We start from the raw sequence: 20,743 nt of genomic DNA on the forward strand, positions 1-20,743 counted from the left end.
GAAGGCGGTACCCGTGCAGCCGTTGCCGGAGCCTCTCGCGGAGGGTCTGAACCGGCTCGCCTCGGCGCTGCCGACGGGTCGGCTGGCCGAGCTGACCGGACGGCTGATCGACCGCTACCAGGCCGACCGCCCGGCCCCGGCCGGTGCGCCGATCGTGGCGGCGGAGGAGCAGGCGGCGGCCTATGCGCTGTACCGGATGCCGGCGACCTATGCGGCGATCCGGTCCGCGCTCCGGCAGGCCGCGGCGGCGGTGCCCGGGTTCCGGCCGGAGCGGCACGTTGATCTTGGTGGCGGCACCGGGGGAGCGGTCTGGGCGGCCGCGGAGACCTGGCCCGGGATCACCGGGCACCAGGTGATCGAACAGGCGCCGGCCATGATCACGGTGGGCCGACGGCTGGTGGCCGGCACCGGCGGGCCGATCGGCGGGACGGACTGGACCCGTTCCGTACTGGACGGGGCGCTGACCCTGCCGGACGCCGACCTGATCACGATCTCGTACGTTCTCGGCGAGCTGGACCCGGAGCTGCGCCGGACCATGATCACCAAGCTGGCCGACAGCGGCGCGACGATCGCGATCATCGAGCCGGGGACCAAGGCCGGCTATCGCCGGGTCCTCGAAGCGCGGCAGCAGTTGATCACCGCCGGGCTCCGGGTCGCGGCGCCGTGCCCGCACGACCTGGACTGCCCGATGACCGACGAGGACTGGTGCCACTTCGCCGTCCGGATCGGGCGCTCGGTCACCCATCGGCTGATCAAGAACGCCGAGCTGTCGTACGAGGACGAGAAGTTCAGCTACCTGGTCGCGACCCGGCAGCCGGTCGAGCCCGCCGACGCGCGGATCCTCCGGCACCCCGGCTACGCCAAGGGCCAGGTCGACCTGACCCTCTGCACGGTGCCGCCGGGAATCCAGCGGACCAAGATCACCAAGCGGGCGAAGGAGGACTACCGCCGCGCCCGCAAGATCGAATGGGGCGACGCCTGGCCCGACGTTCCCTGAGCTTGTCGAAGGGCAGGGCACATCGGGCTTGGCCCTTCGACAGGCTCAGGGCACGAATCCAGGACGATCAGCCGTTCTCGAGCGCGGCCGGCCCCTCCGAGCGGCGGATGTCGATCACGTGGCCGGACTGGCCGGAGAGCAGCACGTCCAGCGACTGCCGGGCGACTTCCTCGGAGGTGAGCAGCGTGCCGGGCGGCTCGTCGCCGAACGCCTTGGTGCGCATCGGCGTACCGGTCCGTTCCGGGTTCAGGCAGTTCACCCGTACCCCCGCGTCGGCCCACTCGTCGGCCAACGCCTGGGTCAGGTTGACCACGGCCGCCTTCGCCGACGAGTAGAGGGAGTAGCCGGACCGGCCCCGGGTGTAGGAGGACGAGGTGAACAACAGCAGCGACCCGTGGCTCGCGGCCAGGTGCGGGAAGAACTCCTGCGCGATGAACACCGGCGCCAGGTAATTGATCTCCGTCGCCGCGTAGACCGCCTCCTCGGAGTACTCGGCCAGCTCGCCGAGCGGCAGGATGCCGGCCGTGTTGACCACGAAGTCCACCCGGCCGTCCTTCGCCAGCACCTCGTCGGCGGCCGCGGTGATGTCGCCGCGCCGCTCGACGTGGGTGTCGGTGGAGGACCGGGAGAAGGCCCGGACCGTCGCGCCGTAGCCGGCCGCGAGCTCGGCGATGTCGTGGCCGATCCCGTACGAACCGCCGAAGACGACCATGATCTTTCCGGCCAGCCGGCGCCGGTACTCGTCGTCGCTGAGCGGCTCGGGCCGGTCGGCCGAGGCCAGCTGGAACAGCTTGTCGGCCAGCGAGATGTCGATCGGCTCGGTGACCTTCATGTTGCGCTCGTGGCCGGCGACGACGGCGATCTCGACGTCCGGCAGGTAGCGCAGCACCACCGTGCAGTCGTCGGTCGCCATGAAGTTCGGGTCCTCGGCCGCCTTCGCGTACGCGGCCCTGATGGTGGAGAGCCGGAACGACTGCGGGGTCTGGCCGCGCCGCAGCAGATGCCGGGGGAGGACGTCGACCATCCGGGCGCCGGGATCGTCGACCATGATCACGGTGTCCGCCGACGGAATCGCGGTGTCCACCGCCTGGTGGGTCTGCAGCGCCTCGACGTTCGCCGCGATGATCGTCTGCGACACCAGCGGCCGGACCGCGTCGTGCAGCAGCACGTTGCAGTCCTCGTCGCCGAGCGCGTTGAGCGCGATGGCGGTGGTGTCGTTGCGGGTGCCGCCCGCGCCGGCCCCCTCCAGGATCTGGCTGACCTTGTCGTAGCCACCCTTCTTGACGATCGCCCGGATCTCGTCCAGGTAGCCCGGAGTCATCAGCACGAGGATCTCGTCGATCAACGGCGACGCCTGGAATGTGGCCAGGGTGTGCTCGATGATCGGCTTCCCGGCGACCTTGATCAACTGTTTGGGGATGCTCATGCCGACCCGGGTACCGATGCCTCCGGCCAGGATCACGGCGACGTTACGCAAGCTTGTCACCGGACGAACTCTAACTGTTCCGTCGTCGGACATGTGGAACACGCCGGGCCGTCACCTGGACGTCGCCGCGTAGGCCCCGCCGCGATACCTTCCGCCGCGATACCGTTGCGCGATGAAGTCCCTGGAGGTGCTGGCGGAAGTCCATCGGCGGCTGCAGCCGGAGCGCTACCTCGAGATCGGCGTACGGCAGGGGCACAGCCTGGCGCTGGCCCGGTGCCAGGCGGTCGGGATCGATCCGCAGTACGCCATCGAGGCGGAACTGCGCTGCGACGTGTCCCTGTTCCGGACCACCAGCGACGACTACTTCAACCGGCCCGATCCGCTGGAGCCGACCGGCGGCCGTCCGTTCGACCTGACGTACGTGGACGGGCTGCACCTCTTCGAGTTCGTCCTGCGCGACGTGATCAACGTCGAGCGCTGCAGCTCGCCGCACGGCGTGATCCTGATCGACGGCGTACTGCCGCGCAACGTCGACGAGGCCGCCCGGGTCCGGCACACCGGCGTCTGGACCGGCGACGCGTACCAGTTGATCGGCGTGTTGCGGACGTACCGGCCGGACCTGGCTGTCGTACCGCTCGCCACCGAGCCCACCGGGATGCTGCTGCTCGCCGGCCTCGACCCGACCAACACCGTGCTCGCCGCGCGCTACGACCAGATCGTCTCCGAGTTCCGCGCCACCGACCCGCAGCAGGTCCCGGCGGACCTGATCGACCGCCTGGACGCCCAGCCGGCCCGCCGCGTCCTGGACTCCGACCTGTGGTCCGTCCTCCGCTCCGCCGCCCCCACCGACGGATCGGTGATGACCCAGCAGCAGATCGCCGGCTGCCTGTCCGCCCAACTGGGCCCCGCCTTCGCCCGCTAACCCCCTTCTCGCCGACCGGGCACAAAAGCAGGCGTTTCGGCGGCGTGTCGCTGCCGAACTGCCGGGTCGGCGTGCCGGGGCCACCGTCGATGGGCCGGGGAGCACCCGGCGGACGGCCTCCTTGGCGACCGTGATCCGGTTGGTCCGGTCATGAGGTTCGAGTCAGAGACCGGTCGTCGCGGTCCGAACCCCAACCCTGCAGCGACTCGGCACCTCTGCAGCGACACGCCGCCCAAACGCCTGCTTTTGTGCCCGGTCGCCGGGACCGCCGGGACCGCCGGGACCGCCGGACTTCGGGGGCGCCGGTCGCCGGGGCCGTGCCGGGGCCGTGGCGGGGGTCAGTGGCGGGGGCGGAGGGAGCGGTTGACGCGGCGGTAGAAGGCGCGGGCGGCGGGGTTGTGCGAGAGGCGCTGCGCGGCCGGCTCGAGGAAGGCCGGGATGCGGTGGCGGAGGCGGGTCAGGACCGTGGGCGGGGGCTTCGGCCGGGTACGACGAGGATGGTCCGCGACGGGCTCCGGGTCGCGGGCGACCGGGGCCGGGATGACGCGGGGGCGGGGCGGCTTCGGGGTGGCGATCACGGTCATGCCGCCGGAGGCGTCGATGCGCAGGCTGAGGCCGGTCTCGGCGGGCTTGGCGCCGCCGAAGGCGACGGCCAGCGGGTTGGTCCCGGCCAGCCCGGACAGGTAGCTCTCCACCCGGGCCTGGCCGTCGGCGCAGATCAGGGTGGCTGGGGCGGCGTCGCCGCGCTGGACCAGGTGACCGCGGATCGTGGCCGTACCGGTGACGTGCAGCGACGGGACCATCAGCCGGCCCAGGGTGCCGCGGACGCTCTCGGTGACCTCGGCGCCGTCGGCCGGCAGGGCGCCCACGGCCGGATAGCGGGTGGCGCCGACGTCGACGGCGAGTCCGTCGCCGTGCCGGGCGGTCGCGACCAGCAGCCCGTCCAGGACGGCGGACTGCGCGTCGGCGGCCGGGATCCGGAGCCGGCAGCCGGTGTGGTCCGGGCCGATCACGGAGATCCAGAGTTCCCAGACGCCCTCGGCGAGCGGCTCGCCCAGCGCGGCGCGGCGCGGGTCGAGTTCCGCTCGGGCCACCCGCTTGTCGGCGTCCGGGTCGTCCGACTTCGGCGCGTCGGTGGGCAGCCAGAAGTCCAGGCCGGAGGCCGGGTGGTGGACGGCGAACCGCAGTTGTTGATCATGAAGCCGCTGGTCGGCGATCGCCATCGCGGCGGCCTCGGAGCGGAGTGTCACCTCGACCCGGAGCCGGCCGTCGACCCAGTGGGCGGCGACGCCGGAGCGGGTGATCGGCGGCGTGTTGCTGGGCCGCGGATCCAGATAGAGGGCGGGGTAGTCGGCGAGCACGCCGCCCCGCCGGGTGTGCCGGCGCGGGTCGGTGAGGACCGCGGTCCGGTAGAGCACGAACGGCTCCGGACGATCCGGTACGTCCCCGGACCAGACCGAGTTCTCGCCGAACAGGCCGTCCAGGATCCCGGCCGCGCTCCGGTAGGCGACCCGGCCGGTCAGCCGGTCCAGGTCCTGCTCCGCCGCGTACCGGGTCAGTCGTTCCAGCGCCTCCGGCAGCACCCGGGCCCGGCGGTCCATCACGCTCGGGCCGAGGATCAGGGTCCAGTCTCCGCTGGCCAGCGCGGCCGCGCCGTGCTTCGAGGCCTCGGCCGGTCCGGGGTTGTGGTGGACCAGGACGTTCGGCCGGTGCTGGGCGTAGCGATCCAGGCGCCGGGCCAGCTCGCCGCTGCCGGTGGCCAGGATGACCTGCAGCCGCGCGGCAGGCAGCGACTGAGCATCGAGTGAGGCCAGGGTGGCGGATAACTCCTGGGCGGGGCGGTCCGCATACACCACGACCGAGACGGAGTGCGACATCGAGTCAACCTTACTGTCGATTCACCGCTCCGTCGCAGATTCCTGGCGCGCCGTGGACACCATGGGCGCGCTCGGGGGTCCATCGCCCGTAAACTTCCCCGCCATGGTGAGGACAGGCGAACGTCGGAGCTCGGTGACCCGACTGAAACGGCGGATCCGCCGCGTGGTCAAACGGACGCCGGTGCTGAACGGCCTGCTCCGCCGGTACGACAGCGCCCGCAAGGCGGCGGCCCCGCCGGCGCCCGCGAAGAAGGCCACGCCGGCGCCCGCGAAGAAGGCCGCCGCGAAGAAGGCCGCACCCAAGATCAACTTCGGTGATCTGGTCTTCGTCCTGGCCGGGGCACGGTGGCTCGGCCCGACGAAGTACGAACTCACCGGCTGGGCGTACGGCAGCAAGCTGCCCGCGACCCTCAACCCGCCCAAGCTCCGGGTCTGGCTGGCCGGCGGCGACACGTCGGTGGCCGCGACCGTCGAGCAGCGGGTCGACCTGCGGGCGAACCTGTACGCCGCGGACGACAAGCACGACCGCAGCGGCGCCGGCTTCCGTGCCGTCGTCGACCTGAAGCCGCTGCTGACCAGCGCCGACACCGACCGGCTCACGGTCCACGGCGCCCTGACCCAGCAGGGCTCGACGATCGAGGGCACGGTCACCGGCCGGCAGGACCAGGGCTCGGCCGGCAGCCTCGCGCCGTCCGCCGGCGGCGCCGGGCCGGACAACGCCCCGCGGCACCTGCAGCCGGTCTGGTCGAAGGAGGACGGCCTGTCCGTCGTCCGGCGGGACGGCGAACCGCCCCGGCCGGCCACCGCGCCGGTGATGATCACCGAATGGGCCGCCTACGATCCCGGCGCGCCGCGGGTCCGGGCGACCGGCTGGGTCGCCGAGGACGTCGATCCGGAAGCGGTGACCCTGGAACTGCGCGGACCGCTCGGGTCGGTCCCGGCCGAGACGACCTGGCAGCGGCGCGGCTTCACCCTGACCCTCGACCTCGAGGCCAGCTTCTGGAACGGGCCGGTGGCGCCGCTGTCGATCGGCCACTACCGGCTCTGGGCGCTGGCCGACGGCGAGCCGATCGAGGTCCGGCTGGCTCCGGAGGCGATCGCGGAGCTCCCGGTCGAGTTCGAGTCGAGCCGGCTGAACGCGACCCTGGGCCGCGGCGGGAAGGACCTCCCGTCGGTGCACGTCGCGCCGCCGCTGCGGGTCGACGAGGCCGGCCTGTACGCGTTCCGCCAGCAGCGGGATCGCTACTGGTCCACCCCGTCCGAGCGCGACGGCTCCGTCTACTTCGAGAGCTTCTACGCCCGCAGCGCGACCGACAGCCCGCGCGCCATCCACGAGGAACTGGTCCGCCGCGGCACCGACCGCACCCTCTACTGGACGGTCGCGGACTACTCGGTGCCGCTGCCGGAGGGCGCGACGCCGCTGCTCTGGAAGAGCCGGGAGTGGTTCGAGGTGCTCGGCAAGGCCTCGTACTTCTTCCACAACTGCGGCGCGCCGATCCCGCTGCGCAAGCACAAGCGGCCCGGCCAGACCGTCGTCCAGACCTGGCACGGGACCCCGCTGAAGCTGCTCGGCAACGACCGGCCGGTGAACCACAACCGGTCCAACTACCGGAAGCTGCAGGAGGCGCTGTCCGCCGACTGGGACTTCCTGCTGGCGCAGAACACGTACGCGGCGGACATCTTCCGGGAGGCCTACTTCTACGAGGGCCCGCTGCTGGAACTCGGCTATCCGCGCAACGACACCCTGGTCACCACGCCGCCGGAGCAGATCGCCCGGATCCGGGAGGGGCTCGGGCTGCGGCCGGACCAGAAGGCGATCCTGTACGCGCCGACCTGGCGGGACGGCGAGGGCCACGTGGTCGGCTATCTCGATCTCGAGTGGCTGGGCCGCCAGCTCGGGCCGGACTATGTGTTCCTGCTCCGCGGCCACACGAATTCGCTGCGCCCGGGTGCCCGCGTGTTCGGCAGCAACATCATCGACGCGACGTCGTACCCGCTGTTGAACGACCTGCTGCTGGCGGCCGACCTGGTGATCACCGACTACTCGTCGATCATGTTCGACTACACGGTGACCGGGAAGCCGATCCAGTTCTTCGTGCCCGACTACGACGACTACCGGGACCGCCGGCGCGGCCTCTACTTCGATCTGGCGGAGAGCGCGCCCGGCCCGCTGTCGTACTCGCCGGAAGAGGTCGTCGAGAACGTCCGCAACGCGGAGGCGAAGCACGCCGAGCACGCGGATGCCTACGCCGCCTGGGTGGCGAAGTTCAACCCGCGCGACGACGGCCAGGCCGCCGCGCGCGTCGTCGATGCCGTCTTCGGTGACGGCAACGTGAACCGAAAGTGAAGAAGGGATAAGTTGTGCCGATGAGGTATCTGACGGTCCTGGAATACGCACACCGGAAGCTGAACCCGGCCACCTATCTCGAGATCGGCGTACGGACCGGGACCAGCCTCGCGCTGGCCCGCTGCCGCGCGATCGGGATCGACCCGGCGTTCACGATCAAGACCGAGCTGCACTGCGACGTGTCGCTCTTCCGGACCACGAGTGATGCGTACTTCAGCCAGCCGGATCCGCTGGCGGCGACCGGCGGCCGGCCGTTCGAGCTGGCGTTCATCGACGGCATGCACCTCTTCGAGTACGCCCTCCGCGACTTCATCAACGCGGAGCGCTACAGCTCGACCAAGGGCGTCATCTTTTTCGACGACATGATGCCGAACTCGGTCGAGGAGGCCGCCCGGGTCAAGCACACCCGGCTCTGGACCGGCGACGTGTACTCGATCGTCGAGGTGCTCCGCCGCTACCGGCCGGACCTCACCGTGATCATGACCGACGTCCGGCCGACCGGGCTGCTGCTGGTCACCGGGCTCGACCCGGAGAACACGGTGCTGGCCGACAACTTCACCGAGATCCTGGCCGAGTTCCGCAAGCCGGACCCGCAGCCGGTGCCGATCCAGCTGATCGACCGGCTCGGCGCGCAGTCCCCGGAGCGGGTCATGCAGTCGGATCTCTGGGACACTCTGATCGGTGTCGAGCCGGGCACTCCGGCCCGCGAGGTGCAGGATCGGCTGTCCGGCCGGCTCGGCGCGTCGCTCGGTGCCGCGTACGCCTGACCGTTTCGTCCCGCTCCTGAGCGGAATCTCCACGGCCTGAATTCCGGGCTCCGATTTTCGGCGCGAATCCCAGCATCCCGCGATTTCTGCGGTGATACTTGGCAAACTGCGTGAGAACGAGAAACCGGGGCCAAAGTATGCGGATCTGCGTGAGCCTTGTCGTGCCGACATACCGGACCAATCCGGACCACCTGGCGATGCTGGTGGAGTCGGTCGACCGGCTGACCCTGCCCGCCGACGCGGTCGAGTTGATCTTCGTCGACGACGGGTCGCCGGACGACACGTACGACCGGCTGCTCAAGATCGCCGAGTCCCGGCCGAACACCCAGGCCCGGCAAATTCCGAACTCCGGCTGGCCGTGCCGGCCGCGCAACGTCGGGACCGACCTGGCCACCGGCGAGTACGTGCTCTACCTGGACCACGACGACGTGCTCTTCCCGGACGGGCTGGAGGCCGCGTACACGTTCGGGCACCGGCACCGGGCCGACATCGTGAACATCAAGGAGGCCCGGTCCAAGGGGTGGGGCTGGGGCTGGGACGCCTACGAGCGTGACCTCGCGCCGGAGCCGGTGACCCGGCTGACCAGCCTGCTGCCGCTGACCCCGCACAAGTTGTACCGGCGCGCGTTCCTGCGTGACCAGGGCGTCCGGTTCGAGGAGTCGCGACGGCTGCTCTGGGAGGACATCCGGTTCAACGTCCTCGCCTTGGCCCGCGGTGCCCGGGTCGCGGTGTTCGGCAGCCGGGCCTGCTACCACTGGGTCAAGCACGGGACCAGCAGCTCGACCACGTTCGGCGCCGACCCGGCGGAGAAGTGGCGCAACCTGACCGACCTGATGCGCTCCGCCTGCGAGGTGCTGCCGCCCGGCCCGGTCCGCGACGAGGTGCTGCTGCACACGTACAAGGGGCGGTTCCTGGACCGGCTCGGCGTGTGGATGCTGACCGCGCGGCCGGAGCGCCTGGCGTTCGAGGCGGAGCAGGCCCGGACGCTGGCCGAGGAACTGGTCCCGGAGAGCCTGGACGCCGGGCTGGTGCCGGTGGGCCGGGCCCGGTCGCGGTGCCTGCGGACCGGCGACCTCGACACGGCCCGCCGGCTGGCCCTGATCGAACGCGGCCTCAGCGCGTCGGCGACCGCGGTCGACGTGTCCTGGCAGGAATCGCGGCTGATGCTGACCGTCGAGTCCCAGCTGCGGTACGAGGGCGTACCGCTGATCCTGACCCGGGATCCGGACGGGCGGCTGCACCGGGACCCGGACGCCGCCGTCCGCGCCGTGCTCGGCCAGGACCAGCTCGACTTCGCCGGTTCCGCGGACGGCGGGCTGCTCCAGTTCGGGCTGAAGGCGCGGGACACCCGGGAGGACTGGCACGTCGGGGAGCCGGGCACCGTTGAGCTGGTACCGGCCGGCGACGGCTTCGTGATCAAGGGCCGGCACACGACCGGCATCGACCTCGGGACGGCGCTGTTCGGCCGGCCGCTCGGGCAGCAGCCGTACGACCTCAGCCTGAGCACCACCGCGCTGGACCGGCGGTTCCACCACGCCGCGCCGGGACCGGACGGGCTGGTGCTGCCGGCCCTGATCGACGGGACCGCGGTGATCGCCTACACGAACCGGAGCGGCGGGCTGACCCTGGACGTGGGGGAGCGCTTCCGTACCGTCGCGGCGGGGGCGGCGGCGCCCGGCGCGACCGTGGAACTGTTGCCGTCCGACGGCCGCTCCGTGCTGGAGATCGCCGTGCCGGGCGTCCACGTGCACGGCTCGACGGCCCTGACCGGCACGGTCCGGCTGGTGCCGGCCGACGACGACCGCGAGCCGATCGAGCTGAGTGCGACGCTGGTCGGCGCCGACGGCCGGGCCCTGATCCGGACGGCGGCCGCGGTGATCGATCCGGGCACGTACACGATCGAAGTGCGGTTCAGCGGCCGGACCACGAAGACCGACCACACGGTGACCGTGCAGCCGACCCTCGGCTCCCGGCTCCGCCGCCTGATCCGCGGCCGCTGACTCCACCGTTCCGCGGCCGAACGGGCCGGTCGGTTTTTCACGTCACGTGAAAAACTGGCACTTCCCGCGAGATATATCTGACGGGAAGCGACAGCAAAGCTGGTGAGGTGTGACGGGTGGGGCGGGCGCGTCCCAGACGATCATGATCATGAAGCCGGCCGGAGCCGGAGCCGGTGAACGGCTGCGAGCGCCGGCAGCGCCGCCCTGGTGATCACCGATCCGGTGGCGGTTCCGGTGGCCAGGATCTGCCGGATGGTGGGCAGCGAGGCGGCGACCACCGCGGCCCCGCGCTGACGGCAGTCCTCGTTGAAGTCGCGGACCGCGATGGTCAGCGGCTTGTCGCCCTGCCGGACGGAGGTCAGCTCCTCGCACATCCGGGCCGCGTCCCGAATGGCGGCTCCTGCTCCCATCCCGGCGGGAACGAACCGAAGGCCTGACGACGAAAACGGCCGCGGACCCGGGCTGACGCCCGGCGCGGCCGCTCGTCAGGATCGAGTGGCGTGAGTCGGGCTCAGCGCAGGGACTTGTTGATCCGGCTGTAGATGCTGCGGGCGGCCGAGTTGCGGGAAAGGCCGCGGACAGCCGGCTCGAGGAAGCCGGGGACGCGGCGCCTGATCTTGGTCAGGGCGGTGGGCGGCGGCTTCTTCTTCGCCTTCTTCTTGGCCGGCTTCTTCGCGGCCGGCTGCGGCTTCGGCGCCACGGCCGCGGGCTTCGGGGCGGGCTTGGCGGCTGGCTTCGGTGCGGGCTTCGGGGCCGGCTTGGGCGGCGTCGGCGCGATCGACATGGCACCGACCGCGTCGATGGTCAGGGTCAGGCCGGTCTCGGCGGCATGGCTCGTGCCGAACTTGGTCAGCAGCGGGCTGCTGCCGGCCATCCCGGACATCAGGCACTCGACCCGGGCCTCGCCGTCGGTGGCGAGCAGCTCGGCCGGCAGCGGGAATCCGCCCTGCTGCAGGAAGCCTTCGATCCGGGCGTCGCCGTGCACATGCAGGCCCGGCGCGGGCAGCGTGGCGAGCGTGCCGCCGGCCGCTTCCTCGATCGTGGCGCGTTCGGCGGGCAGCTCACCGAGCCCGGCCAGCATGGTCGCGCCGAGGTCGAGCGAGAACCCGTTCCCGGTCACGCCGAGGGCGATCAGGGTGCCGTCGACCACGGCCGACGGAGCGGTGATCGGTGGCACCCGGACCCGTTCGCCGGTGCCGTCGCCGTCGATCGCGGTCAGCCACAGACCCCAGGCGCCGTCGGCGAGCTGCGGCACCTCGGCGTCGGCGGCCAGGTCGATCGTGGCCCGGACGACGGTGCCGCCGTCGGCGGCCGGTTCGGTCGTGGTCGGCAGCCAGTGCTCCAGCCCGGTCGCCCGGTGCTGCAACGTGTACGCCAGCTCGGCGGACGAGGACGCGGTCGCCGTCACGGTCAGCACGGTGCCCTGCCAGGAGGCAGTCGCATCGGCCACCTCGAAGGACGCGGCCGGACCCTCGGCGCCGTCCTGCTCGCCGAGGACCAGGCACGCGTAGTCGGCGAAGACACCGCCGGCGCCTTGCTCGTCGGAGGCGTCCCGGAGCCGTTCGGTCCGGTGCAGGATGCACGGCGACGGCGGCACCGGGCCGCCGGAACGCTGCTCGGACAACCGGAACAGGCCGGTCAGCCGCCCCTTCGCGTTCCGGTACGCGACCTGCGCCGCGAGCCAGTCCAGCTGGAGCTTCTCGGCGTGATCGACCAGCTTGCGCAGCGACTCCGGCAGCAGCTCGGCGTCCCGCGTCGCGGTCTCCGTACCGAAGATGACGGTCCAGGTCCCGGAGGCCGCGCCGAACGCCTGGGCCAGGGCCGCCTCGGCCGGGCCGGCGGACCGGCGCACGGTCACGTTCGGGCGGCGCGCGGCCAGATCCTCCAGCCGCTCGGCGGGTCCGTCACCGGTACTGACCAGGATGATCTCCAGTTCGGACGGGCTCAGCGTCTGCGTGTCCAGCGAGGAGATCAGCTTCGCGAGCCGCCGCGGCTCGCGGTCGGCAGTGATCAGTACCGAAACTTCTACGGGCATCCGGGTGTCCTGTTGTTCGAGAGTTGTCAGTTCGTCGTAACCTGCACACTACCGTCGGGTTCTTCGGTGGTCATACACGAGTGCACAGCGGGAGTCTGGTGGAAACGTCACGCCAATCCGATCAGCCACGCCGGGTGGCGCGGCTCAAGAAACTGGGTCGTCGCTACGCCCCGGACTGGCTGAAGAGCGCGTACCGGTCGGCGCGCGGCGATGGCACGCCCTCGACCAACGGTGCGGAGACCAAGACTGAGGCCGGACCGGCTGAGTGGCTGAGCGTCGCCAAGGACCGCGGCTGGAGCCCGGACAAGCCGACCCGGAAGTTCCTGGCCCGGCTCGAGGACGCCCTCGGCCAGGGCACCCCGCAACGGATCGCGCTGTTCACCGACGACAGCTCGGCCGAGCTGACCGCGCTGCTGGTGGAGGTGCTGCCGAAGAGCTTCGTCTTCGCGGTCGCCGACGGCAGCGACTCCGACCAGCACGCCGAGCTCGCCGCCCAGGGTCCGCTCGACGTGATCATCGACGCCACGCTGGCCGGCCCGGCCGAACGGCTGCGCCGCTTCCGCCGGACCCTGTTCCACCTCGAGGCCGGCGGCCGGTACTGCGTCCGCAGCGCCACCACCGGACTCACCGCGGACGCCAAGAAGACTCCGTCGATCTGGGAGTTCGTCACCCGGGCGCTGGACGACCGCGACCGCGGCCGGTTCGCCGACGTCGAGGACAAGAAGCCGACGCCGCGCAAGGACGATAAGGGGATCGCCCAGGCCGTCCGCGGGATCGCGTACGACGACGAGTTGTTGATCATCACCAGTGCCGGCCCCGCGCTGCCCAAGCTGCGCGAGTGGGAAGTGGAGCGGGTGCTCCAGGCCAAGCCGGAGATCGGCCGGATCCTGACCCGGCTGCCCGCCACCACCTTCTCCCGCGTCGGCGACCTGCGGTACAACCACGACCGGCACGACCCGCGGTTCGCCACCGAGTACAAGGTGCCCGAACTGCAACTGCGCGAGTACGACAACGTGCTGGCCTGCCCGCACCAGGTGGTGCTGTCGCACGACGTGATCCTGCCCGACACGTTCCGGCACCTGACCCACCCGCGGCTGAAGAACAGGTTCCTGGACGACCTCAACCCGTTGTTCGCCCGCTACCCGCGGGACGTGTCGGCGCCCAAGGAGCTGGCCGGCAGCTACTTCTACCTGTCCTCGGAGTGGCCGCGGCACTTCGGGCACATGATGACCGAGCAGCTGTCCCGGATGTGGGCCTGGTCGATCGCCAAGGAACAGCACCCCGATCTGAAGGTGCTGCTGCCGCTGCCCGGCGGCCACAACGAACTCGCCCCGTTCGAGCGGGAGGTGCTGGCGGCGGCCGGCGCCGGGCCGGACGACTTCGTGTCACCGAAGGGCGTCCTGCGGGTGGAGAAGCTGCTGTCGGCGACGCCGATGCTGGTCAATCCGAGCTACGTCCACCCGGACCTGCCGGACGTCTGGCGCCGGGCCGGCGCCAAGCTGGTCGCCGAGGGCCGCTCGCGGAGCGACCAGGACCGGCCGGCGAAGATCTTCGTCTCCCGCCGCTCCAACTACAAACGCGCCTGCCACAACCTGACCGAGGTGGAGGAGTTCTTCACCCGGCACGGGTTCACGATCGTCTACCCGGAGGACCACGACGTCGCCGAGCAGGCGACGATCTTCGACTCCGCCGAGTTGATCGCCGGGTTCGCCGGCAGCGCCATGTTCAGCTTGATCTTCTGCGCAGAACCCAAACGCGTCATCCTGATCTCGTCCGAGTCGTACACGGCCCGGAACGAATACATGATGGCCTTCGCCATGGGGCACCGGGTCAGCCTGGTCTGGTGCGACCCGGACATCGCCCAGCCGGAGAAGGGCTGGGACGGCAAGGCGTTCGCATCGGGCTTCAGCGTGGACTTCGAACGCGACGGTGACTTCCTCACCGACGCGGCAACCACAGACTGGTGAAGCATGCGGAAAGACAGACTGGTGAAACATGCGGAAAGTCAGCGTCGTCATCGCGACGTACAACTCGGGAAACCGGATCGAAGAGACCGTGCGGAGCCTGCTTGCGCAGACCCTGCCGGCGGATGAGTACGAAGGGATCTTCGTCGACGACGGCTCGACCGACGGCACGTACGACCTCGTCGCGGGCCTGATCGCCGACCACCCGCAACTGCAGCTATTGCAGCTCCCGAACTCCGGCTGGTCCGGCCGGCCGCGCAACCTCGGCACCGACCGCGCCACCGGCGAGTACGTCCTCTACCTCGATCACGACGACCAACTGTTCCCGGACGCCCTGCGCCGGATGTACGACTACGCGGTGCAGACCGGCGCCGACGTGGTGCTCGGCAAGGAGGTCATGAAGGGCGACCCGCTGACGCCCGGCTGGCCGACCTGGCGCGGCAACGTCGCCGCGGCCGGCGTTGACCAGCGGGTGCTGCACTGCGTGACGCCGCACAAGCTGTACCGCCGAGCGCTGCTGGCCGAGGCCGGGATCAGGTTCCCGGAGGGGCCGGTCCGGCTGGAGGACCAGTACTTCAACGCCGCCGCCTACACCGCCACCGACCGGGTCGCGATCCTGGCCGACTACCCCTGCTACCAATGGCTGATCCATGATCAGAACCTGCACCGGGCCGGCTTCGACTTCGACGTCTTCCTGGACTCGTACGAACGATCGCTGGAGCCGATCGAGGCGCTGCCCGACGGCCCGAAGCGGCGGGCCCTGCTGAAACGCTGGTACGTCCGCGTCATCCTGCGCTGGCTGGGCCCGGGCGACCACCCGGTCCGGGAACGCTTCCTGTCCGACGCCGACCGGCTGCTGCGCCACTTCCCGGCCGCGATGGACGACGACCTGGACCCGATCGACCGGGTCCGGTCCTGGCTCTACCGGCGCGGTGACCGGGCCGGCCTGGACGCCCTCCGGGAACGGGACCGGACGGTCAAGCTCGGGCTCGACCCGGTCCGCGAGGTCGACTGGGACCGCGGTGAGCTGCGGGTCACGATCAGCGGCCGGCTGCAGGCGGGGGACGACCCGTACCCGGTCGCCGCGGGCGCCGACGGCCCGGTGCTGGACCTGACCGGCGTCGGCCTGCCCGACCTGCCGCCCGAGTCGGCGACCCGGCTGGGCGACCTGGCCGCGACCCTGGTCGACCTCGGGCTGCGCGGCCGCGGCTCCGGCGTGGAGTGGCCGATGCCCGGCGGTACGCCGCTGCGGCTGGACGCCGACCACCGGCTCACGTTCACCGTGGCCGCCCGGATCGACCTCGGCCCGGGCGGCAGCCCGTTGCGGGGCTGGCTGGACGGCGGCGAGGGTGACGAGATCTTCGACGCCCGGCTGCACCTGACCGGGCTCGGCTACGAACGGATCGACCCGGTCCGGGCCGAGGGGCTGACCGAGCGGCCGGCGCTGATCGCCGGGCTACCCGTGGTGCCGTACCGGACCAACGACGGGCGGCTGGCGCTGGACCTGACCCGGCTCGGCGAGGCCCGCCGGATCCTGCCGCTGACCAGGGTGGACCCGGCCGCGAGCCGGATCGGACCGGACCGGGTCCGGCTGAGCCTGACCGGGCTGCACACGTCCGGCAATTCGGAGCTCACCGGCACCATCGCGTACGAGAGCTCGTCGGCCGCCGAGCTGGTCGCGGACCAGGACCGGCCCGCCGAACTGCGGTTCCGGCCGGAGCCGGGCGACACGTTCGCCGTGCTGGGCCAGTTCCAGGACCGATGGGCGCCGCTGCGCGCCGAACTCGACCTGGCCGCCGCGCCGCCAGCCGTCCGACAACTCCCGGAACCGGCCGCCGCCAAGCAACGCGCGGTCGCGGCGGCCAAGAACACCGGGACCCTGAAGACCGGCGGGGTACGGGTCACCTGGGCCGGCCGGGCCTTCGTCGTCACCGTCACCGGCACCGCGAGCGAGCCGCTGGACTCGGTCGGCATCTCGGTCCGTGGACGCCGGTCCGGCCTCGAGGTACCGGCCGCCCGGCAGGCCCCCGACCCGGCCGCCGGAGCGGACCGGGACGGCCTGGCGTTCGAGGTCACCGGACGGATCGACGTGGCCGGCCTGGAGGAGGACGTCTGGGACGTCCGGATCGACGGGCACGGGGCCGGCGGCAAGCACAAGGACCCGGTCCGGATCGGCAGTCTGACCGAGCTGCCGGCGCTGGTCGACGGCCGCGCCGCGGTGGCGTACGCGACGAAGGACGGCGGGCTCGCGCTGGACCTCACCGAGACCGCGCGGACCGTCGTCGGGGCGTCCCGGCCCGGCGCCGAGGACGCCGGCAGCGACACCGGTGAGTTGGTGCTCGCCCTGACCAGGGTGCAGATCGCCGGCTCCGGCCGGCTGTCCGGGCGGGCGGTCACCGAGAGCCAGCTGCCGGCCCGGCTGGTGGCCACCGACGCGGGTGCCGAGCTGGTCGCCGACGGCCCGGTGCGGGCGACTCGGCGCGACCTGATGTTCGCCTTCACCGGGCACCGCAGTTCACGTCGGATGACGGTCGAGTTCGGCACCGGCGAGGCCACCGTCGCGATCGCCGGCGAGACCGCGGCGACCGTTGCGCTGGCGCCCTCCCGACCCGACCCCGAACCCGTCCCGGAGGGCGTCGGCGGCCGGTTCCGGCGCGGCCTGAAGAAGGTCTGGAACCGGCGTCGCGGCGTGGACGACTCGTCCTGACCGGTCGACTTCACTTAAACTCGCCGCGCCCCGTGACTTTTTCGAGATACGTGCATTCGCCCACGTGGCACACGAACAGGAGAACAGTGCAGGCACGCAAGCTTCTGCGCCGGATCGCCCGGCGGCTCCCGAACGGCTTGGTCCGGACCGTGAAAGAGAGCCCGGTCGGACCGTTGCTGTGGCGCCGGTTGCCCGGACCCGAGCTGAGCGTCATCGTCCCGGTGTACAACGTCGAGGAGTACCTCGGCGCCTGCCTGGACAGCCTGCTCCGTCAGTCGCTGAAGCGGCTGGAGATCATCATCGTGGACGACGGCTCGACCGACCGCTCGCCGGCGGTGATCGCCCGCTACGTCAAGAAGGACCGCCGGATCAAGGTGATCCGGCAGGCCAACGCCGGCCTCGGCGCCGCGCGGAACGTCGGCATCGCGGCCGCCACGGCGCCGCTGATCACCTTCCTCGACTCCGACGACACGATCCCGCAGCGGGCGTACCAGCGGATGGTGGACACCCTGCACCGGACCGGCTCCGACTTCGTGGTCGGCTCGGTCCGCCGGTTCAGCCACGGCAAGTCGTCCAAGCCGGCCTGGGTGGACAACGCGCACCGCGAGGAGCGGCTCGGGATCACCATCGACGAGTTCCCGGACGCGATGCAGGACGTGATCGCCTGCAACCGGATGTTCCGCCGCGAGTTCTGGAACACCAAGATCGGCCCGTTCCCCGAGGGCATCGCGTACGAGGACCACGTGCCGATGGTCACCGCGTACCTGCGCGCCCGCTCGTTCGACCTGCTGTCGATCAGCACGTACAACTGGCGGATCCGGGAGGACCAGTCCTCGATCGGCCAGCAGAAGCACGAGGTCTCCAACCTGCGCGACCGGGTGTCGGTGAAGGACCTGGCCTGGGAGGTCGTCTCGGCCGAGTCGTCGCCCCGGGTGTCGGCCGCCTGGCTGGGCCGGGTGCTGGACATCGACCTGTCCCTGTTCGTCGAGTTCGCGGTCACCGCCGACGAGGAGTACCGGTCCGTGCTGCAGCGGGCCTGCCAGCGGTTCATCGCCCGTGCCGACGCGGCGGCCTGGGCCCACGTCCGGGTCGAGCGCAAGCTGCGGGTCGCTCTGGCCGCGCAGGGTCGTTGGGTCGAGGCCGGCCGGGTGATCGAGTACTTCCGGCTGAACGGCGCGCTGCCGCAGACGACGGTGATCGACGGCGTCGTGTTCGCCGACCTGCCGATCGCCGACGAGCTGGACCTGCCGGAGGACATGTACCGGCTCAGTGATCATCAGAGTGCGCTGTCGGCCTGTGTCGCCCGCACCGACTGGCTGCCCGACGGCAAGCTCCGGCTGGAGGGCTGGGCGTTCGCCCGCGGCGTCGACCTGACCGAGCACGACGAGGAGATCACCGCCTACCTCAAGGAGGTGAACACCGGCCGCCGGGTCGAGCTGGAGGTGGGCCGGTTCCGTCGCGACTACATCACCCGCTGGGCCAATCACCCCAATCAGCGATACGACTCCGCCGGCTTCACCGCCGTCGTCGACGTCGACGCGCTGGTCGACGAGCCGGTCGCCGAGGCGCAGTGGCAGCTCCGGCTGCGCACCGCCTGCCGCGGCGTCGAGCGGGAGGCCGCGGTGCACGGCATCATCCGGACCGGCCAGGGCAAGATGAACCCGGCCCGGGACCTGGCCCATGGCGACCTCTCGTACCGGATCGTGCCGGTGAACGACGACAAGATCGGCTTCTCGATCCAGGTCCGGCCGGACCAGTGGCGGGCGGTCCGGCTGGCGGCGAACGGGCGCGAACTGACCGGGCAGCTGCGGCTGCTCCGGCCCGGCCGGCCGCCGCGCGAGGTCGTGCTGACCCGGAACGGCCAGCAGGTGTTCCGGGCCAAGGTGGAACCGCTCGCCGACGGCGACTACACGTTCTCGCTGCAGCTGCCGGAGACGCTGCGGCCGAGCAGCACCTGGGAGGTCCGGCTGCGCGACAGCGCCCGGTCCGACCGGCGGATCTCCTGGCCGGCCGAGGCCGAGGCCGGCGCCGAGATCGGAAGCTACGGGCGCGGGGCGTCGCGCTGGATCCGCACCCCGCGCGGGTACGTGTCGCTGACCACCGCGCCGGTGGTGCTGCGGGCCCACGGCGTGAGCACCGAGGAGAACCGGATCCTGGTCGACGTGTCCCTCGAGGGCGCCGACCCGGCCACCCTGGCCGGCGCCTACCTGCACTCGCCGCGCGGGAAGGTGTTCGCCGCCTCGGTCGAGGAACTGCCGGCCGGCCGGCACCGGCTGGCGTTCGACCCGGCGGTGCCGAACTGGCGCAGCGAGGAGCTCTACCCGCTGCCGACCGGCACCTACGGCGTCCGGCTGCCCTGGTTCACCAGCGAGGCGGGCGTGGAGGAGTCGGTCAACCTCCTGTACGACATCGACTGGCTCGCCGAGCTGCCGTACGACCTGGTCACCGACTGGCACCGGATCACGATCGGCCGCCGGACCAACTCGCCGGTGCTCACCATCGGTCTCCGGGCGCCGCTCGCCGAGGCCGAACTGGGCCGGGTCGCGCAGCGCCGGCTGGCCGTGACCGACTGGCCGGAGAAGCCGGCCGACCAGGTGTTCTTCCAGTGCTACCGGGGCGAGTTCGCCACCGACAGCCAGCTGGCGATCCACCGCGAGCTGCACCGCCGGAAGGCGCCGCTGGACCTGCTCTGGGGCGTCTCCGACCTGTCGGTCGAGCTGCCCGAGGGCGCCAAGCCGGTGATCATCGGCAGCGCCGCCTGGTACGAGGCGATCGCCACCTCCCGGTATCTCTGCAACAACATCGACTTCGACCGGTTCTTTGCTCGCCGGCCGTACCAGAAGTTCCTGCAGACCTTCCACGGCTACCCGTTCAAGTCGATGGGCATCTCGTTCTGGCGGGCCAAGGACTTCCCGGACGACCTGATCGACGTCGAGTGCCGGCGCCGCAACGACGCCTGGACCTCGATCCTGGTCCCGTCCGAGTTCTGCGCCGACCTGTACCGGCAGGAGTACCGGTACGAGGGCGAGATCCTGGTCACCGGCTACCCGCGGGACGACGCCCTGGTCGACCCGGACGCCGGGGAACGGAGCCGGGTGCTCGGCCGGCTCGGCGTCGACCCGGCCAAGAAGGTGCTGCTGTACGCGCCGACCTGGCGGGACACCAGCGCCACCGGCGCCTGGTCGGCCCGGTTCTACGACGCGCTGGACATCGACAAGCTGGCCGCCCAGCTGGGCGAGGACTACGTGATCCTGCTCCGCGGCCACAACTACAACCTGCGCCAGGGCGACCTGGAGCACAAGGCCGCGACGGTCGTCGACGTGACCCGTTACCCGGAGATCAACGACCTGACGGTGGCCGCCGACGTGGCGATCCTGGACTACTCGTCGCTGCGATTCGACTGGGCCCTGACCGGCAAGCCGATGATCTTCTTCGTGCCGGACCTGGACGACTACCTGGGCACCCGGTCGTCGCTGTTCGACTGGGCGCCGACCGCGCCCGGCCCGCAGGTCAAGACCCTGCCGGAACTGCTCGACTGCCTGCTCCGGCTGGACGTCGTGGAGAAGGAGTACGCGGGCGAGATCGCGCGGTTCAACGCCGAGTACAACGGCCTGCACGACGGCGCCGCCACCCAACGTGTGGTGGAGGCGTTCTTCGACGAGGCCGATCGCGGCAGTCGCACCGACGGCTGAGAGGAACGC

At 71.5% G+C, this 20,743-nt stretch carries 12 protein-coding genes; 8 read left to right on the forward strand and 4 right to left on the reverse strand.

The window, feature by feature from the left end; translation table 11 throughout:
* Positions 1 to 13 precede the first annotated feature (13 nt).
* A complete protein-coding gene (locus ACFQU4_RS16745; RefSeq protein WP_377493841.1) occupies positions 14 to 997 on the forward strand; it encodes a small ribosomal subunit Rsm22 family protein in 984 nt (327 codons plus the stop codon).
* A 67-nt stretch (positions 998 to 1,064) separates the two neighbouring features.
* Here the strand turns inward: ACFQU4_RS16745 and ACFQU4_RS16750 are convergent, their stop codons facing one another.
* A complete protein-coding gene (locus ACFQU4_RS16750; RefSeq protein WP_377493843.1) occupies positions 1,065 to 2,483 on the reverse strand; it encodes an SDR family NAD(P)-dependent oxidoreductase in 1,419 nt (472 codons plus the stop codon).
* 112 nt (positions 2,484 to 2,595) lie between these two features.
* Here ACFQU4_RS16750 and ACFQU4_RS16755 point away from each other — a divergent pair, with 112 nt between their 5' ends.
* On the forward strand, positions 2,596 to 3,345 hold the full coding sequence (locus tag ACFQU4_RS16755; protein WP_377493845.1) for a class I SAM-dependent methyltransferase: 750 nt from the start codon (positions 2,596 to 2,598) through the stop codon (positions 3,343 to 3,345).
* A gap of 338 nt (positions 3,346 to 3,683) precedes the next feature.
* Here ACFQU4_RS16755 and ACFQU4_RS16760 read toward each other — a convergent pair whose 3' ends face one another.
* Positions 3,684 to 5,222 (reverse strand): hypothetical protein, encoded by a 1,539-nt coding sequence (locus ACFQU4_RS16760; RefSeq protein ID WP_377493847.1) that lies wholly within the window; start codon positions 5,220 to 5,222, stop codon positions 3,684 to 3,686.
* A gap of 163 nt (positions 5,223 to 5,385) precedes the next feature.
* On the opposite strand from ACFQU4_RS16760, the gene ACFQU4_RS16765 reads away from it, so the two are divergent.
* The 3 genes from ACFQU4_RS16765 to ACFQU4_RS16775 all read left to right on the forward strand — a co-directional run bounded on the left by ACFQU4_RS16765 (position 5,386) and on the right by ACFQU4_RS16775 (position 10,336).
* Positions 5,386 to 7,569: a CDP-glycerol glycerophosphotransferase family protein gene (locus ACFQU4_RS16765; protein ID WP_377493849.1), complete on the forward strand. Its 2,184-nt coding sequence runs from the start codon at positions 5,386 to 5,388 to the stop codon at positions 7,567 to 7,569.
* Between the two features lie 20 nt (positions 7,570 to 7,589).
* Positions 7,590 to 8,336 carry a class I SAM-dependent methyltransferase gene (locus ACFQU4_RS16770; RefSeq protein WP_377493851.1) on the forward strand — a complete coding sequence of 249 codons (747 nt, stop codon included), beginning with the start codon at positions 7,590 to 7,592 and terminating at the stop codon, positions 8,334 to 8,336.
* 149 nt (positions 8,337 to 8,485) lie between these two features.
* Positions 8,486 to 10,336: a glycosyltransferase family 2 protein gene (locus tag ACFQU4_RS16775; protein WP_377493853.1), complete on the forward strand. Its 1,851-nt coding sequence runs from the start codon at positions 8,486 to 8,488 to the stop codon at positions 10,334 to 10,336.
* A gap of 146 nt (positions 10,337 to 10,482) precedes the next feature.
* Here the strand turns inward: ACFQU4_RS16775 and ACFQU4_RS16780 are convergent, their stop codons facing one another.
* Both ACFQU4_RS16780 and ACFQU4_RS16785 read right to left on the reverse strand, forming a co-directional pair.
* Positions 10,483 to 10,746: a hypothetical protein gene (locus tag ACFQU4_RS16780; protein ID WP_377493855.1), complete on the reverse strand. Its 264-nt coding sequence runs from the start codon at positions 10,744 to 10,746 to the stop codon at positions 10,483 to 10,485.
* Positions 10,747 to 10,847: 101 nt separating this feature from the next.
* A complete protein-coding gene (locus tag ACFQU4_RS16785) occupies positions 10,848 to 12,371 on the reverse strand; it encodes a glycosyltransferase (protein WP_377493857.1) in 1,524 nt (507 codons plus the stop codon).
* 134 nt (positions 12,372 to 12,505) lie between these two features.
* On the opposite strand from ACFQU4_RS16785, the gene ACFQU4_RS16790 reads away from it, so the two are divergent.
* The 3 genes from ACFQU4_RS16790 (at position 12,506) to ACFQU4_RS16800 (ending at position 20,734) form a co-directional block, all read left to right on the forward strand.
* Complete coding sequence (locus ACFQU4_RS16790) at positions 12,506 to 14,338, forward strand: glycosyltransferase family 61 protein (protein WP_377493859.1); 1,833 nt, start codon at positions 12,506 to 12,508, stop codon at positions 14,336 to 14,338.
* Between the two features lie 28 nt (positions 14,339 to 14,366).
* The gene (locus tag ACFQU4_RS16795; RefSeq protein ID WP_377493861.1) at positions 14,367 to 17,042 is read left to right on the forward strand and encodes a glycosyltransferase family 2 protein; all 2,676 of its coding nucleotides are present in this window, start codon (positions 14,367 to 14,369) and stop codon (positions 17,040 to 17,042) included.
* 86 nt (positions 17,043 to 17,128) lie between these two features.
* Positions 17,129 to 20,734: a CDP-glycerol glycerophosphotransferase family protein gene (locus ACFQU4_RS16800; protein WP_377493863.1), complete on the forward strand. Its 3,606-nt coding sequence runs from the start codon at positions 17,129 to 17,131 to the stop codon at positions 20,732 to 20,734.
* The last annotated feature ends 9 nt before the right edge of the window (positions 20,735 to 20,743 follow it).

It is taken from the genome of Microlunatus sp. GCM10028923 (assembly GCF_042666975.1).
Taxonomy (GTDB): Bacteria; Actinomycetota; Actinomycetes; order Propionibacteriales; family Propionibacteriaceae; genus Microlunatus.